This window comes from Mycobacterium sp. 1165196.3 (genome assembly GCF_001673415.1).
GTDB classification, from domain to species: Bacteria; Actinomycetota; Actinomycetes; order Mycobacteriales; family Mycobacteriaceae; genus Mycobacterium; species Mycobacterium europaeum_A.
In genome coordinates this window covers 1-14,416 of record NZ_LZLU01000058.1, presented here as the reverse complement: position 1 = coordinate 14,416, position 14,416 = coordinate 1, and the positions used below count along the sequence as shown (strand labels likewise).

Sequence of the window (14,416 nt, the reverse complement as noted above, 5' to 3'; positions counted from 1 at the left end):
GGCGATTACACCGTGAGCGCGAAGTTGGGGTTGACGCCATAGAGCGCCAACGCGGCGGCCAACACGACGACCTGTACCGAGACCAGCGAGAAGCGCATCGACCGACCGACGGCCTCGCCCACGCCGACCGGACCGCCGCCGGCCTCATAGCCGTAGAAGCAGTGGGTGATCATCACGACCGCGGTGATGATGATGGCCTCCAAGAATGACCAGAACACGTCCTCGGGGCGCAGGAACGTCCGGAAGTAGTGCTCGTAGGTGCCGTTCGACTGCCCGTAGATCACCGTCGTGGTGATCTGCGGGGACAGGAAAGTCATGATGATCGCCATGGAGTAGATCGGGATGATCACCACCAGCCCGGCCATGATGCGGGTGGAGGCCAAGAACGAGATCGACTTGATGCCCATCACTTCCAGGGCGTCGACCTCCTCGCTGATGCGCATGGCACCCAGCTCCGCCGTGGCGCCGGCGCCGACCGTGGCCGCCATGGCGATGCCGGTGACGACGGGTGCGGCGATGCGCACGTTGATCAGCGCGGCGAAGAAGCCGGTGAACGCCTCGACGCCGATGTTGCCCAGCGAGGCGAAGCCCTGGATGGCGACCAGCGAGCTACCGGACAGCGTCACGAAGCCGACGATGGCGACGGTGCCACCGATGACCGCCATGGCGCCGGTGCCCATGCCGATCTGGGCGATGAGTCGCAGGGTCTCCTTGCGGTAGTTGCGCACCGCGTGCGGGATGTGCCCGACGGCGATGGCGCCGAACCACGCCATCTGACCGATGTCGTCGAGACCGCGAGCGGCGGCGAGGCCGTAGCGGTTGAGGTTCTCTGCCGCCCGCGGGAAGCGGGCGCGGAAGACGGCGGAAGTCGACACGTCAGTGCCCCGTCCCGAACCGGACACCGATGGTGGTCAGCACGACGTTGACGGCGTAGAGCGCGACGACACAGAGCACGACGGTCTCGTTCACGGCGGTGCCCAGGCCCTTGGAGCCGCCGCGCACGGTCAGGCCACGGTAGCAACCGACCAGCCCGGCGATCAGCCCGAAGACTGCGGCTTTGACCGTCGCGATGACGACCTCGGGCAAGCCGGTGATGGTGGTCAGCGTGGCCAGGTAGGCGCCACCCGACACGTTCTGCAGGTAGACGCCGAACAGGTAGCCGCCGACCAGGCCGACGGTGATCACCAGGCCGTTGAGCAGGGTCGCGACCAAGGTGGCGGCCACCACCCGGGGGACCACCAGCCGGTGGATCGGGTCGATGCCGAGCACCTCCATCGCGTCGATCTCTTCGCGGATGGTGCGGGCGCCCAGGTCCGCGCAGATCGCGGTCGAACCGGCGCCGGCGACCACCAGCACCGTGGTCAGCGGGCCGAGCTGGGTGACGGCGCCGATCGCCGCGCCGGCGCCCGAGAGGTCAGCGGCCCCGAACTGGGCGAGCAGGACGTTGAGGGTGAAGATCAGCAGCACGGTCAGCGGGATCGACACCATGATGGTCGGCAGGAACGCCACCCGCATGATGAACCAGCACTGCTGGATGAACTCGCGGTACTGGAAGGGCCAGCGGAACAGCGCCCTCCCGGTGAGCACGCACATCCGGAAGAATCCCCCGACGAGCGTCAAAGGCGTCTCCAATTGGTCGCGAACGTAGCCAACCAGGTAGGGACCCCGCCGACTTGTCGACGTTGAACTCACCGTTGCCCCCTCGCGACGTCACCGCGCGCCTCCCAGCGCCGCGGCGGATCGTGTAGCACGCCTCTCCCCCTCGCCGCGAGGCGGCTGGGTGTGCCCCCGCCTCGCCCCGACTCAACGTGTGTGACCATCGGCTCCCTACTGGCAAGTAGTAACGGAGACCACAGGAATGTACCCGATGGCCAATCAGGTGTGAACCGCATCCGCACAATTAACCCTTCGCCAACAGCTGGCAAACGTTACAGCTCCCGTCAACTTCCCTTTCTGCCCCTAAAACCTCTTGCCGTAGAATGGATTTAGTCGATTTCTCCGACGCCGTAGCGAACCCGCAGTTCAGTCTTGAGCACCTTGCCGGCTGGGTTGCGCGGCAACGCATCGACGATCTCGAGCGCCTTGGGGTGCTTGTACCGCGCCAGCCGCTCGGTCAAAAACTCGTCCAGCTCTTCGAGCGCTAACTTGTCGCCCGCGACAGCGGCGACCGCGATCGGCACCTCGCCCCACTTCTCGTGCGCCCGGCCGATAACGGCCACCTCGACGATGCTGGGGTGGCTGGCGAGGACGTTTTCCACCTCGGCGCAGTAGATGTTCTCGCCACCGGAGATGATCATGTCCTTCTTGCGGTCGACCACCCACACGTAGCCGTCTTCGTCCATGCGCACGAGGTCGCCGGAGTGGAACCAGCCGCCCGCGAACGCTTCCGCCGTGGCCTGCGGGTTGTTCCAGTAGCCGCTCATCAAAGTTGGTGCGCGGTAGACGATTTCGCCAACCTCGCCGATCGGAACGTCGTTCATGTTTTCGTCGACGACGCGGGCGGCCACGGTGGGGATCACCTTGCCGACCGAGCCGCGTTTGCGAATGGCGTCCTCGCCCAGCAGCATGCACGTCACCGGCGACATCTCCGTCTGGCCGAACGCGGCCAGTATCTGGGCGCCGGGGAACCTCGCCGACATCTCCCGCAACAGCGCGTCGGGGGCCGGCGCGGCGCCCCAGGAGATCACCCGCAACTTCAGGTCGCGCGGGCGAGCGTGTTGTTCGGCGCAGACCGCCTGCCACTGCGCGGGGACCAGAAAAATCCCGGTGACCTTCTCCGCGGCGAGCACGTCAAGTAGTTGTCCGGGCTCGAACGCGCCCAGCGGGTAGATCACCGTCGGGATGCCCAGCAGCACCCCGGTCAGCAGGTTGCCGATGCCCGCGATGTGAAAGAACGGCACCCCGATGAATCCGACGTCGTTGTTGATGTCGGCGCCGTTGGTGTACAGCCCGGTCATCGTCTGGCCGGTCAGATTCGTGTGGGTCAGCACGGCGCCCTTCGGCCGTCCGGTGGTGCCCGAGGTGTACATGATCAACGCCGGCGAGTCATTGGGGATGTCGACCGGTTGGTGCTCCTGACCGGGCTCGTCGATCAGGTCCTCGTAGCCGAGTACGTTGTCGTCGGCCGGGCCGCCGGCCACCACGACGGTGGCCAGCATTGACTCGATGTCGCGGACCCCGATGGCCACCGGGGCCAGCACCGGTTCGGTGATGATCACCCGCGCCTCGCAGTCCTGGACCAGGAACGCGATCTCGGCTGGCGTGAGCCGGAAGTTCAGCGGGACCGCGATGGCGCCGAGCATGTTGACGGCCAGCACCGATTCGACGAACTCGGTGCGATTGAGCATCAGGATCATCACCCGGTCGCCGAAGCCGACACCCCGGCGGCTCAGCGCATCGGCCAGCGCCGCCACCCGGCGGCGCAGGTCACCCCACGACAGGCTGTTGCCCAGGAACCGCAGCGCGGTCGCGTTCGGCTGCATCAGCGCGTGCCGTTCCAGTTGGTTCACCCAGTTCTGTCGCCGGGCCAGGTACGGCTGCTCGTTCGCCTGTGTCGGATGGCTCGCCAATTGCGCGGTCAAACTCAACACTTCCCTTCACTCGCGCACCGCTTGCGCCAGGTTGATATTTGATAAAACTTAGTGTTGTGTGGGTCACACTATGGCGTTGACGATCCACTGACAAGTCCCCGTTAACACCCGTCAAAACTTAAACCCCGTCCCGCCAAGCCCACGAAAGCCCTGGCAGCCCCCGTGAACGCACCGATGTCAATGCAGCCGAGGAGTCGGCGGCCGCTGCGACGGGCGCAGTTGTCCGACGAGGTGGCCGGGCGTCTGCGGGCGGCGATCATGTCCGGCTCGCTGCGGCCGGGGACGTTCATCCGGCTCGACGAGACCGCGGCCCAGCTCGGGGTCAGCGTCACCCCGGTGCGTGAAGCCCTGCTCAAGCTGCGCGGCGAGGGCATGGTGCAGCTCGAACCGCACCGCGGCCACGTCGTGCTGCCGCTGACCCGCCAGGACATCGAGGACATCTTCTGGCTGCAGGCATCGATCGCCCGCGAGCTGGCGGCGGCGGCCACCGACCACATCACCGACGCCGAGATCGACGAGCTGGACCGGATCAACGACTCGCTGGCCACGGCCGTCGGGTCCGGCGACGCCGAAACCATCGCCGGCATCGAGTTCGCGTTTCACCGCGTCTTCAACCAGGCGAGCGGCCGGATCAAGCTGGCCTGGTTCCTGCTCAACGCCGCGCGCTACATGCCGGTGCTGGTCTATGCGGCCGACCCGCAGTGGGGCGAGGCCGCGGTGGACAACCACCGCAAGCTGCTCGCCGCGCTGCGCCGGCGCGACACCGCCGCGGTGATCGAGCACACCGTGTGGCAATTCACCGATGCGGCGACCCGGCTGACCGAGATGCGCGACCGCACCGGGCTTAGCGCTTCCTGACGGTCGCGAGCGTAAGCACACTGCGAATTCGGGGGCGCCTTTGCGCAGTGGGCTTACGTTCGCGGCGAGAACGGGCTGTCGCGGCTGTTAGCTCGCGGCCAGCTGCTCGGCGCGCTGCTTGAGGCTTTCGGCCAGGTGGTCCAGCACGTTGTTGAGGAGTTGCTTCACCATGGGCGCCGGGACCGGCATCGAGGTCTCGACGTCCAGGTCCACGGTCAGCAGGCTCGAAGCGCCCATCGACACCACCGAGAACAACTGTTCCTGCTTGGTGAACAGGTCGCCCTGCTGCAGGACGGTCTGGATCTGGTTTTCGCCCGGGTAGTACACGGCCTGGATGAACATGCTCTGCATGCCTTGGTAATCGGTGTCGAGCCGCAGCTGGCTGGGGCGCCCGTCGTCGTAGCGCGCCAGCACCCAGAGGCCCTTGATCTCCTCGTTCCACTGCGGGTAGGCCTCGAAGTCGCCGACGATCTTCATGATCAACGCGGCGTCGGCGTCCACTTCGACGGTCTTGCTCATCACGGGCATGCGCGAAGCATATCGGGGGCTCGAAGGGGCGAAAGCGGCCGCCCTGAGCCCGATTTCAGCCCAGCGGTGACCGCAAGCGCGGCCAAGTCGGGCGCTGCTGGTCGCTGTTCGGGCGGCGGCAGACGATCTGGACCTGGCGCCGCCGGATGGCCGCCGAAGGTACTTGGGATGAGGTGCTGTCTCAGTTGCTGATGGCTGCTCAGACGCTGGGATGCTTGATTGGTCAGTGCGGTGGATTACACGATCGCGCGGTTGCGGCCTGAGGACCAAGATCCATCAGCGTCGATGGTGCTGGCCTTGCCCTGGTGATCCTGGTCGGTGCCGGCCAAGCAGGCGACCACCCGGTGTTCGAGCATTGCTGAACTATCTGAAAATCACGCGCAGGCCGGTGGAATGCCGTCGGCTGACATTTCGTGAATTCGTCTCGTCGAGTGTTCAGGGAGCAGCTCAATAAAGGAGATCATCGTGAAACCTCGCCTGGATGTCGTGACGAACAACGTGGTGCTGAAGGTCGTGAAACACCTGGTTGCCGCAGACCGGGCGGCCGCGGCGGCGGCAGTGCCAGCGGCCACACAGGAGTTGCTGAAGATCCGGATAAGTCAGATCAACGGCTGCGGTTGCTGTCTCGACATGCATACCAAGGACGCGGCTGCGGCGGGGGAGTCGACGGTGCGGCTCAACCTGGTGGCCGCGTGGCGAGAGGCGACGGTCTTCAGCCCCGCAGAACGCGCCGCGCTCGAGCTCGCGGAGCAGGGCACCCGCCTCGGTGACGGGCGCCGTGTCACAGATGAGGCCTGGGCTAACGCCGCCGAGCATTACGACGTCGACCAACTTGCTGCCATCGTCGCCCACATCGCCATTCTCAATGCCTTCAATAGGCTGAATGTCATCCTGCAGCAGCCGGCCGGCGACTACCAGCAGGCCAGCTCGGCCGGTGCGGCGCCGGCGTGACTTACCGCTGCACTCGGTGCACAGAATGCGTCGGCATGTGAAGCGTTCCGAGATAGAACACCAGCAGGCAGCATGAAGCGAATACCGCGTAAGGGACCATGTTGAACACGACGAACCTCCGCTCCGAGTAGGGTGTTCCGCCGTAGAGCCGCGGGAAGAACGAGCGGAAGTCGGTGACGAATTCCTCTGCGAAATGGAGGAATTGAACGGCTAGCGCACCGAAGAACCACGGTACGAACGTCTCCGAGCAGGGCACCGCGACGTGACGCATGTACATTCATCCCAAGACCAACCAGCTCACCGCCGCACCGGGCACAAAGGTCACCATCAGTGATCGCCCAGAACTCGCGCGGCTGAAACCGGCGATCATTAGCAGCGCGATCACTGAACCGATCGCAAGCTCACAGTCATGACATTGTCCTTTCAGGATGTTCCTTTAGGTCTGCAAGCGGAGAAGTAGTACACGAGGTGATCGGCCGCGAGCGGAACCGACCCACCGCACGATCGAACCAACCCGCGGCCCGCGGGTCCGGCTCACCGCGGCGCCACACCATCGTCATCAGATCCGCTGTGCAGCACGGTCTTACCGATGGTGCTCCGTTCCTCCATACCGCGGTGCGCGTCCGCCGCACGGGTCAGCGGTAGGCGTCGACCGATCACGGGGGTCAGGGTGTGGTCCCGTACCGCGGCCAACGCCCGCTCCTCGAGAGGCCGCAGCCCACCGGGGCGGTTGACGAGTCGGGCACCGGCGGCGGCAGATGCCGTGATCCCGCGCCGGAAGATGTCTTCGCCGTCGAGCGGGCAGATGCTGCCGGAGGCCTCGCCGTACATGACGAGCCGGCCGCCAACGGAGAGGAGTTCCAGCGCGCCGCGGCCTACCTCGCCGCCGACCCCGTCGCAGGCTAGGGTGATCGGCCGGGGTCCCACCGTGCTGCGCACCTCGTCGGGCCACTCTGGTGTGCAGTAGCTGACCGACCACCGCGCTCCGAGGTCGTCAACGACCGCGAGTTTCGCGGGATCGCCGACCAGTCCGATGACGTCGGCGCCGGCTGCGCGCAATCCCTGGATCAACAGGGACCCGATTCCGCCGGCGGCGGCCGTCACCACGGCCACGTCCCCCGCCGCAGGTGCGGCCAGGTCCAGAATGGACAACGCCATGGCGCCGGTTCCGATCATCGCGACCGCATCGTCGAAGCTGACTTTCTCCGACAGCGGGTGCAGCCCCTCGGTGCCGGCAAGGGCGAACTCGGCGTAACCACCACCGGCCGGTCCGAGATTGGCGACTACCCTTGTGCCCAGCCATCTCTCGGCGTCCACTCCGTCGCCGACGGCGTCGACGACGCCGGCGACCTCACGACCGGGCACGATTGGCAGCGTCGGCGTTCCGAACGGACCCAACGGGCGCCCGCTGCGCACGGCGGCGTCCACCAAGTGCACCCCGGCCGACGCGACCCGTATGCGAACCTGATCGGCTGCGGGTGTGGGGTCCGCGACCTCCTCTACGCGCAGCTCGTCGGGCCCTCCGAACTCCAACACTCTTACCGCAAGCATCTACGCGTCCTCGGTGACAGATTCGCTCCGAGGCGCCATCGGCGCCTCGCACAGACCGTGGCGCAGCAGCCACTGGACCAGTTCGTCCGCGATGGCCGGGGATTGATCCTCTGGAACGTGATGTCCGGCGGGCCCCAGTTCGGCCAATTCCAGTGCGGCAATGTGGTTTCGGCACCAGTCGATCAACTCAGGCGTCATCATCAATCCCGGCCCGGGTGGACAGGTCATGAGCAGTTTGGGCACGTCGTCGCTAGTGGCCAGCCACCGGTCGTAGGCCTCGATCCGCGCGACGACCTCGGCCGGCTGGCCGTCGAGCGGCATCATGCGCGGCCATGCCAGCATCGGCCGCCGCGACTCGGGGGTCGGGTATGGCTCGCGGTAGGCCTGCAGTTCGTCGGGCCGTAACCCGCGCAGCACGGTGGAGGTGAGGGCCTGCTCGATGAAGACGTTCTCCTGCAGCACCATGCGTTCCCCCACCTCCGGCGTGCGCAGCGCCGCGAACATCGCACGCGCCGCCTCCGGGAACTCGGCGGTGGCTAGTGGGCGCACGATGGGCTCGGTGAACGCCACGGCACGGACGCGATCAGGATGGTGCGCGGCCCAGTCGAACGCCAGCGCCGCCCCCCAGTCGTAGCCCACGAACACCAACGGCGGCAGGTCGAGTGCGTTGATCCAGGCGTCCAAGTAGTCAGCGTGGTCGGCGAACGAATAGCCGATCTCCGGCTTGCCTGAGGCGCCCATGCCGATCAGATCCGGCGCGAGACAACGGCCGACGCGGCCCACATCGGGAAGGATGGCCCGCCAAATGAACGACGAGGTGGGGTTGCCGTGTAAAAACACGATCGGCTGCCCGCAGCCGGTCTCCAGGTGGAACACGGTGGACTCGACAACGGTGGTGTGGGGCATGAACGACTCCCGGCATAGAATGGACAGGTGCCTGACGATCACGCCAATGCTAACACTTTAGACAGGCGCCTGTCTAAACATGACGGGTCCGACGGTCGACCGTTGCTGGGATTGCTGCTGCGGCTGCTCAATCAGCACTGGGGCCGCGAGGTCGACGCTGCGCTGGTGCGTGCGGGATTCGAAGACATCCGACCGACGCATGCCAACGTGTTCCCCTTCATTCCGGCCGATGGCATCCAAGTCAGCGAGCTGGCCACTTATGCGCAGATGCGTAAACAGTCGATGGCTCAAGCTGTCGAGCAACTCGAACGCGCGGGCTACGTCGAGCGTCGTCCGGATCCCGCTGACCGGCGGGGCCGACTGGTGTTCTTGACTCGACGCGGCGCTGCCGTCCGCCCGGTTGGGGTGGCCGCTGGTCGCGATGTCGAACGGGAGTGGGCACGTGTCATCGGCACGAAACGCCTTGAAGAACTTCGCGATACGCTCCAGGAGCTACTCGACGAGCTCGCAGACCCGCCGGGTTGACGGCGACACCGCGTCGTTGGAGGTGACCGGGCCGCCGGTTGTCAGTGTGGCTGGCCGTCCGACGTCGGCTCCGGCGCTACGGTGAGCAGCCAAGCTGGGATACCGCCTTGTGCGTGCTGACCGGGCAGCGCCCCGACCATCACACTGCGCTCGAGACTGCACAGCGTCCAGTCCGCGAACGCCTCGACGAGGTCGGCGGCGCTGAGTCGGCGCGGGCCGGGCCCAGCCGGCGCCGCGTCGCTGACGGCGATGATGTGCACGCGGGCGCCGGGCCGGCACACCGCACCCAGCGCGGCGATGTAGCGGCGCCGGTCGTCGTCGCTGAAGACGTGCAGTAACCCGGAGTCGATGACGGTATCGAACCAGCCGTGGAATCCGGACAACTCACGAGCATCGGCGACAGCGAAGTGGACCCGTTCGGCCAATCCGCGCGCGGCGGCCTTGAATCCCGCGTGCCGGATCGCGGCGGCGGAGGCGTCCAGCGCGGTCACGCGGTAGCCGAGACCGGCAAGATACAGCGCGTTCTCACCCGTGCCGCAGCCGATGTCGAGGACGTCACCACGGATCGCTCCGGCCGCGTGCAGATCGACCACCGTGGGCTGCGGCCGGCCGCAATCCCAGCCGGCGCCCGCAATCGGTGCGCCGGTCGGCGGTTGGCCGGCGTATACATCGTCGAAGTAGTCGATCTGGTCGCGGGATGGCGGTGCATGTCGTTCTGTCATCGGGGAAGCCCTCCTTAGGGATTTGGTGAATGCCTTGCCTCCGACACCGCCGCGGCGGTCGACTATGCGGCGCGCTTCGGCGCATCCGCGCGGCGTGTGGTCGGTTCCGGCTAGTCGGCAGTCCATGGCCGCAGCTTCTGCGGATTGCGGATGACCCAGATGCGGGTGATCCGGCCGTCGGCGATGTCGAAGGCGTAGACCGACACGACCGTGCCGTCAAGCTGTGCAACCAGACCGGGTTGGCCGTTCACCACGCGCTCGCTCAGGGTGACCGCGGCGCCGCGGGCCGCGATCTCCATCCACGCAGTGGTGATCTGCTCGGCGCCGACGATCGGGCCGAGGAAGGCCGGCGCCAGGCCGCCGGTGTCGGCGCTGGCGATCGCCTGCGGGTCGAGCAACCCAATCAGCGTCTCGATGTCCCTGGTTTCCCAAGCCTGTTTGAAGGCTCTGACGATGTCGGCCCGCTTGGTGTTCGACGGTCGTCGCGAGAGATCGATGCGGCGCCGCGCGCTGAAGGCGAGCTGGCGACAAGCCGCGGGCGTACGGCCGACGACATCGGCGATCTCGGAGAAGGAGTAGCGGAACACGTCGTGCAGGACGAACGCCACCCGCTCGGCCGGCGTCATGGAATCGAGCATGACGAGAAAGGCCATGCTGATCGACTCATCGAGGGTGACACGGTCGGCGGGATCGGCGGGGACTGCGCCGCTAGCCCATTCGAAGTGGCCGGGTACGGGCTCTGGAATCCATTCGCCCACATAGCGTTCGCGCCGAGCACGCGCCGAGCCGAGCAGATCGAGGCAGACCCGGCTGGCAACCGTCGTCAGCCACGCGCCCGGTGACGTCACCGCGTTCCGCTGGGCGTCGGACAGCGCATACCAGCGTGCGTAGGCTTCCTGCACCGCATCCTCGGCCTCGGCCAGGGAGCCGAGCAGCCGGTAGGCGACATTGAGCAGATGTCGGCGCTCATTGAACACGGCGGGCGGGTGCGGGTGGCTCACGGTCAGCTCCATTCTGTCTCTTCCTCATCAACACGACGAATCAGCCCTCCGATGTGTAAGGCGGCCTGACATTTCCGCGGGTTACGTCGTCGAAAGGTCATGACACATTCAGCGACGCAGGAGTTGAGAAAGTGATCAGAATCGGCATCATCCTGGGCAGTACCCGGCCCAACCGCAACGGTCCGCAGGTCGCCCGGTGGGTGCTGGAGACGGCATCGCAGCGCGGTGACGCCGATTTCGAACTGATCGATCTGCACGATCACCCGCTGCCTCATCTTGCCGAGCCGGTGCCGCCGATGTTCGGCCCATCGCTTAATCAGCACACCCGGGCGTGGGCCGAGCGGATCGCGCCGTTCGACGGCTTCCTGATCGTGACCCCCGAATACAACGGTGGCGCGCCCGCGGTGCTCAAGAACGCCATCGACCATCTGTTCACCGAATGGAATGACAAGGCGGTCGGCTTCGTCTCCTACGGCGCGGGCGGCGGCGCCCGCGCCGTGGTGCAGCTGCGGACGGTATGCAGCACGCTGGGCATGGCTGACGTGGGCTACTCGGTCGCGATCTCGCTGCTCACCGACTTCGAAGAGCACACCCGGTTCATCGCACGCGATCACCACGTGGTCGCCCTAAACACCACACTGGACCAAGTCATCGCCTGGAGCACCGCGCTGGCGCCGTTGCGTCACGCTCAGCCGGCAACTCGACGGTGAGGAATCGGCCGTGGCGCGACACACGAGCCGCCGGGCGGACGACGTTGAGATCCGCCTGCAGATCGACAAAGCGGTCGAAGGAATACAGACGAAGTCTTTGGATGTGCTGAAGCAGCTCTACACGCCCGATGTGGTGTCATTCGATGTTGAGCCACCATTACAGCATGTCGGGCAAGCGGCGAAGCTCGAGAACTGGTCGAAAGTATTCCACCTCTTCGACACTGTGACCTACGAGGTCCGCGACCTGAGGTTCACCGTCGGCGAAGACGTGGCGTTCGGACACGGCTTCGTTCGACTCAGCGGCACTCTCATCAACGGGACGGCGACGGATGGCATGTGGGTCCGGGTCACCTACGGAATGCGCAAGATCGACGACGTCTGGTTGATCGCACACGACCAAGTCTCGGTTCCGCTGGACGTCCTGAGCGGCAGGGGCGTCGTCAATCTGACGCCCGACTGGTCAGACCCCCGCGCCTCGATAGTGAGCGACGACCGCAGGGGGTAGCCGGTGAGTCGCCGCTGTACAGCGGCGCCGAGGCGCAAGCTTCATCGCGATGTCATCTGGTCACACCGGATTTCGCTTGCGGCGTCGTCCAAAAATCGAGCTGCCGGTCGCCGCATTGGTCCACGCGTGGGGCGGCGAGCGCTGCCGGCGCCGCACCGCCTAATCAGGCGCACCGAAGCGCTTGTACACAGGCAAACCCATCGATGTCTCGGCGCAGTGCGCGACGGCACCCACCTGACGGCGCGGTGGATTACGTCGTCGGACGACTAGAACGATCCGCCACGACGACCCCAACGGCGCACGTCGGCGCAGACACCGGCATGGAGGACGGAATGACAAGTTCAGGATCCATTAGACCCCGCGTACTCACAATCGGGATGCAGCCAAGCGCATTCGATTACCGCCGACATCCCGGCCTGGATGAGCCGACTATCAGAGCACGCAGCGAGGCGCTAACAAGGCAGTCCGGGAAGCCGGCATCGACGCTGTGCCGTGCTATGTCAGCACATCACCCGACGCAGCTGAACAGGCGCTGCGCGAGTGCCTGTCTCAGGACGCCTACCAGCTGGCGATGATCGGTGCGGCAGTGCGAGCACCCTTGGACAACGCCGTGCTGTTGGAGCGGATCGTCAACGTGCTGATTCAGGCAGCGCCGGGAATCCGGCTGTGCTTCAACGAATCCCCAGAATCCACCATCGACGCCATCCGACGTTGGATCCGGTCGTAGAGCAATGCGCAGGCGGATGGACGCCGACGGCGTTGCGCTAGTCCCTCCGGTCTGACCCTCCTGATCAACGCGCAACATCAGGGAATAACTCCCGAGTATCGAAAATGACTGTTGTCTCGGCGGTTTGGCCCGCACGGATCCGGAATCGATCGACCCCGAGCCAGCGACGTTCTTCCCCAGCGATCGTTCCGCGACCTTCCCAAGCCAGCATTAATACACCGTCGCGATATGCATAGTCGACAACCGACAACGTCAGGTCTGGAATTCGCGTGACCGCCGCTGTCAGCTGAGCGACGTAAGCGTTGCGCCCCCGCAACGGTTCCTTCGTGCCCGGCCAGTTGAGTACGACATCGTCTGTGACGAGTGCGTGTACAGAGTTCGGTGCATCTGCTGGGGCCGACCAGAATCGTGCCCACTCGGCAACGAAAGACTGGATCCGTTCTGGTTCGGCAGTGGTCGCGAACTCGCGCACACCGGCTTGCTCATAAAGGGTGTGCGTGTCGAAATAGCCGCAGTCACTTAGAAGCAGACCGTCCTCGCGGAATTTGCAAACGAAGGTGACCGGCACGTCGATGCGGCTGCCCGCCGCGGCGGGGTGACCGAAGAGATCGGCGCCGACGGTACCGGTCATGTGACCCCAGACCACGGCGGTGTTGTCACCGAATGCCGTTCCAGCAAACCGACCCTGATAGTCAGGAATCGAAGCGAACAGCGCCTCATAGAATTCGCGTAGTCGGGCGTGCCCGGTAATCGGCCCTCGGATGCCAGAGCCTTCGTAGCGGCCCTCGGACGCGTACGCCGCGACGAGCGCATCTACGTCATGTCTGTTCTTGGCGTCGGCGTAGTTGAGTAATGCGGCGTGGAGAGCCGCGTTGCTCGCCGTCGCGATCTCAGTGGACATCAGTTTCTCCGTTCTCAGGTAAGACCTTCGGGCCAGAATGTGCCGTGACCTGGACTGGGATGCCGTTGAGCACCGCGGTGCCTGACAGCGGGTCCAGTGCGGAGCCGACAGCCAGGATGTTGCTGTTCACCCCAGGCCGTCGGGCCGCGACGCTGGCGCCAATTTCAGGTTCGTCGTGTCCCCAGCCGTGAGGCAGAGACACGACGCCCGGGCTGATCGCGTCCGTTTTCTCCACTACTGCAACGACTTCTCCAGCTGCCGAAGTGACGAGAGCGTAGTGTCCGATGTCCAGGCGCTCGGCATCAGCGGGATGGATTTGCAGGGTGCAGCGGTCGGGCCCTTTGGCCAGTTTCGGCAGATTGTGCATCCATGAGTTGTTAGACCGCAGATGACGGCGCCCGATGAGTACCATGTCGGATGACGGTGCGGCCCTGAGGAATTTACGCAGCCGGGCGACATCCCGCACTAAAGGCGTGGGCGCCAGCTCGACGAGACCCGAGGGGGTGTCGAGCAAGCCCGGCAGCTGAGAGGTGAGAGGTCCGAAGTCCAGACCGTTCGGCTGTGGGCACAGTTCCGCCACGCCCAGCGGCGCATCGGCGGTGTTGTACGGACCGGCCCGCAACAGATAGTCGAGCAGTCGTTCAGGGCCGCGAACACCTGGCTGATCGCCATGCGAGTCGAGCTGTGCTCCAGCGCAATCAGAGAGCGTTCGCGCCATCGACGCTGCGACCATGTCGTCGATTGCGTCGAGATCCGCCTGGGGGCCTTGTCCGGTAATGACCGCGACCAGTCGCAGAATTGACTGCCAGTCGGGTCTCTCGTCGGGTTCTTGCGGCAGCACCGGTTCGGTGTAGGTTGCGGTGTTTCGGATCGCGAAGTGGTTGAAAAACAAGTCGTAGTGCGGTTTGGTCAGCGGTGACGGCGCCGGCAACACGACGTGA

At 65.6% G+C, this 14,416-nt stretch carries 15 protein-coding genes and 1 pseudogene; 6 read left to right on the top strand and 10 right to left on the bottom strand.

The features are described 5' to 3' along the window. Window positions 1-5: 5 nt before the first annotated feature. From A5659_RS05590 to fadD5, 3 genes are all read right to left on the bottom strand, one after another. Window positions 6-875 carry an ABC transporter permease gene (locus A5659_RS05590; RefSeq protein WP_066861586.1) on the bottom strand — a complete coding sequence of 290 codons (870 nt, stop codon included), beginning with the start codon at window positions 873-875 and terminating at the stop codon, window positions 6-8. Between the two features lies 1 nt (window position 876). Continuing rightward, window positions 877-1,692, bottom strand: coding sequence for an ABC transporter permease (locus A5659_RS05585; protein ID WP_066861583.1), 816 nt, complete (start codon window positions 1,690-1,692; stop codon window positions 877-879). Between the two features lie 293 nt (window positions 1,693-1,985). Beyond that, window positions 1,986-3,581 carry a fatty-acid--CoA ligase FadD5 gene (fadD5, locus tag A5659_RS05580; RefSeq protein ID WP_067179703.1) on the bottom strand — a complete coding sequence of 532 codons (1,596 nt, stop codon included), beginning with the start codon at window positions 3,579-3,581 and terminating at the stop codon, window positions 1,986-1,988. Between the two features lie 183 nt (window positions 3,582-3,764). Between fadD5 and A5659_RS05575 the strand changes: the two genes are divergently transcribed. Then, complete coding sequence (locus tag A5659_RS05575) at window positions 3,765-4,448, top strand: GntR family transcriptional regulator (protein WP_197497929.1); 684 nt, start codon at window positions 3,765-3,767, stop codon at window positions 4,446-4,448. 87 nt (window positions 4,449-4,535) lie between these two features. On the opposite strand, the gene A5659_RS05570 is transcribed toward A5659_RS05575, so the two are convergent. Further along, window positions 4,536-4,976 carry an SRPBCC family protein gene (locus tag A5659_RS05570; protein ID WP_066861577.1) on the bottom strand — a complete coding sequence of 147 codons (441 nt, stop codon included), beginning with the start codon at window positions 4,974-4,976 and terminating at the stop codon, window positions 4,536-4,538. Window positions 4,977-5,441: 465 nt separating this feature from the next. Between A5659_RS05570 and A5659_RS05565 the strand changes: the two genes are divergently transcribed. Next, window positions 5,442-5,927 (top strand): carboxymuconolactone decarboxylase family protein, encoded by a 486-nt coding sequence (locus A5659_RS05565; protein WP_067179668.1) that lies wholly within the window; start codon window positions 5,442-5,444, stop codon window positions 5,925-5,927. Window positions 5,928-6,461: 534 nt separating this feature from the next. Here the strand turns inward: A5659_RS05565 and A5659_RS05555 are convergent. Together A5659_RS05555 and A5659_RS05550 are read right to left on the bottom strand one after the other, a co-directional pair. Next, complete coding sequence (locus A5659_RS05555; protein ID WP_067179665.1) at window positions 6,462-7,478, bottom strand: zinc-binding dehydrogenase; 1,017 nt, start codon at window positions 7,476-7,478, stop codon at window positions 6,462-6,464. Beyond that, window positions 7,479-8,384, bottom strand: a complete 906-nt coding sequence (locus A5659_RS05550) for a haloalkane dehalogenase (protein ID WP_067179700.1) — start codon at window positions 8,382-8,384, stop codon at window positions 7,479-7,481. A gap of 27 nt (window positions 8,385-8,411) precedes the next feature. Between A5659_RS05550 and A5659_RS28930 the strand changes: the two are divergent. Then, window positions 8,412-8,726 (top strand): annotated as a pseudogene (locus A5659_RS28930) (MarR family transcriptional regulator); the annotation flags it as partial. A 224-nt stretch (window positions 8,727-8,950) separates the two neighbouring features. Here A5659_RS28930 and A5659_RS05540 read toward each other — a convergent pair. After that, a complete protein-coding gene (locus A5659_RS05540; protein ID WP_067179663.1) occupies window positions 8,951-9,631 on the bottom strand; it encodes a cyclopropane-fatty-acyl-phospholipid synthase family protein in 681 nt (226 codons plus the stop codon). A gap of 110 nt (window positions 9,632-9,741) precedes the next feature. Beyond that, window positions 9,742-10,644: an RNA polymerase sigma factor SigJ gene (gene sigJ / locus A5659_RS05535; protein ID WP_156748844.1), complete on the bottom strand. Its 903-nt coding sequence runs from the start codon at window positions 10,642-10,644 to the stop codon at window positions 9,742-9,744. Between the two features lie 119 nt (window positions 10,645-10,763). On the opposite strand from sigJ, the gene A5659_RS05530 reads away from it, so the two are divergent. From A5659_RS05530 to A5659_RS28065, 3 genes are all read left to right on the top strand, one after another. Beyond that, on the top strand, window positions 10,764-11,342 hold the full coding sequence (locus A5659_RS05530; RefSeq protein WP_067139602.1) for an NADPH-dependent FMN reductase: 579 nt from the start codon (window positions 10,764-10,766) through the stop codon (window positions 11,340-11,342). Between the two features lie 10 nt (window positions 11,343-11,352). Further along, entirely contained in the window at window positions 11,353-11,847 is a 495-nt protein-coding gene (locus A5659_RS05525) for a nuclear transport factor 2 family protein (protein ID WP_067139636.1), read from the top strand. 487 nt (window positions 11,848-12,334) lie between these two features. Continuing rightward, window positions 12,335-12,574 carry a hypothetical protein gene (locus A5659_RS28065; protein ID WP_197497928.1) on the top strand — a complete coding sequence of 80 codons (240 nt, stop codon included), beginning with the start codon at window positions 12,335-12,337 and terminating at the stop codon, window positions 12,572-12,574. A 64-nt stretch (window positions 12,575-12,638) separates the two neighbouring features. On the opposite strand, the gene A5659_RS05515 is transcribed toward A5659_RS28065, so the two are convergent. Together A5659_RS05515 and A5659_RS05510 are read right to left on the bottom strand one after the other, a co-directional pair. After that, window positions 12,639-13,475: a nuclear transport factor 2 family protein gene (locus A5659_RS05515; RefSeq protein WP_067179660.1), complete on the bottom strand. Its 837-nt coding sequence runs from the start codon at window positions 13,473-13,475 to the stop codon at window positions 12,639-12,641. Further along, the coding region (locus A5659_RS05510; RefSeq protein ID WP_304441590.1) for a molybdopterin dinucleotide binding domain-containing protein at window positions 13,465-14,416 on the bottom strand (952 nt) is incomplete at its 5' end. The genes A5659_RS05510 and A5659_RS05515, both read right to left, overlap by 11 nt.

Bases quoted from the DNA above. Each gene is read 5' to 3' on its own strand.
- A5659_RS05575 (WP_197497929.1), top strand. From the start codon at position 3,765: ATGTCAATGCAGCCGAGGAGTCGGCGGCCGCTGCGACGGGCGCAGTTG.
- A5659_RS05555 (WP_067179665.1), bottom strand. From the start codon at position 7,478: ATGCTTGCGGTAAGAGTGTTGGAGTTCGGAGGGCCCGACGAGCTGCGC.
- A5659_RS05570 (WP_066861577.1), bottom strand. From the start codon at position 4,976: ATGCCCGTGATGAGCAAGACCGTCGAAGTGGACGCCGACGCCGCGTTG.
- A5659_RS05540 (WP_067179663.1), bottom strand. From the start codon at position 9,631: ATGACAGAACGACATGCACCGCCATCCCGCGACCAGATCGACTACTTC.
- A5659_RS05550 (WP_067179700.1), bottom strand. From the start codon at position 8,384: ATGCCCCACACCACCGTTGTCGAGTCCACCGTGTTCCACCTGGAGACC.
- A5659_RS05515 (WP_067179660.1), bottom strand. From the start codon at position 13,475: ATGTCCACTGAGATCGCGACGGCGAGCAACGCGGCTCTCCACGCCGCA.
- sigJ (WP_156748844.1), bottom strand. From the start codon at position 10,644: ATGGAGCTGACCGTGAGCCACCCGCACCCGCCCGCCGTGTTCAATGAG.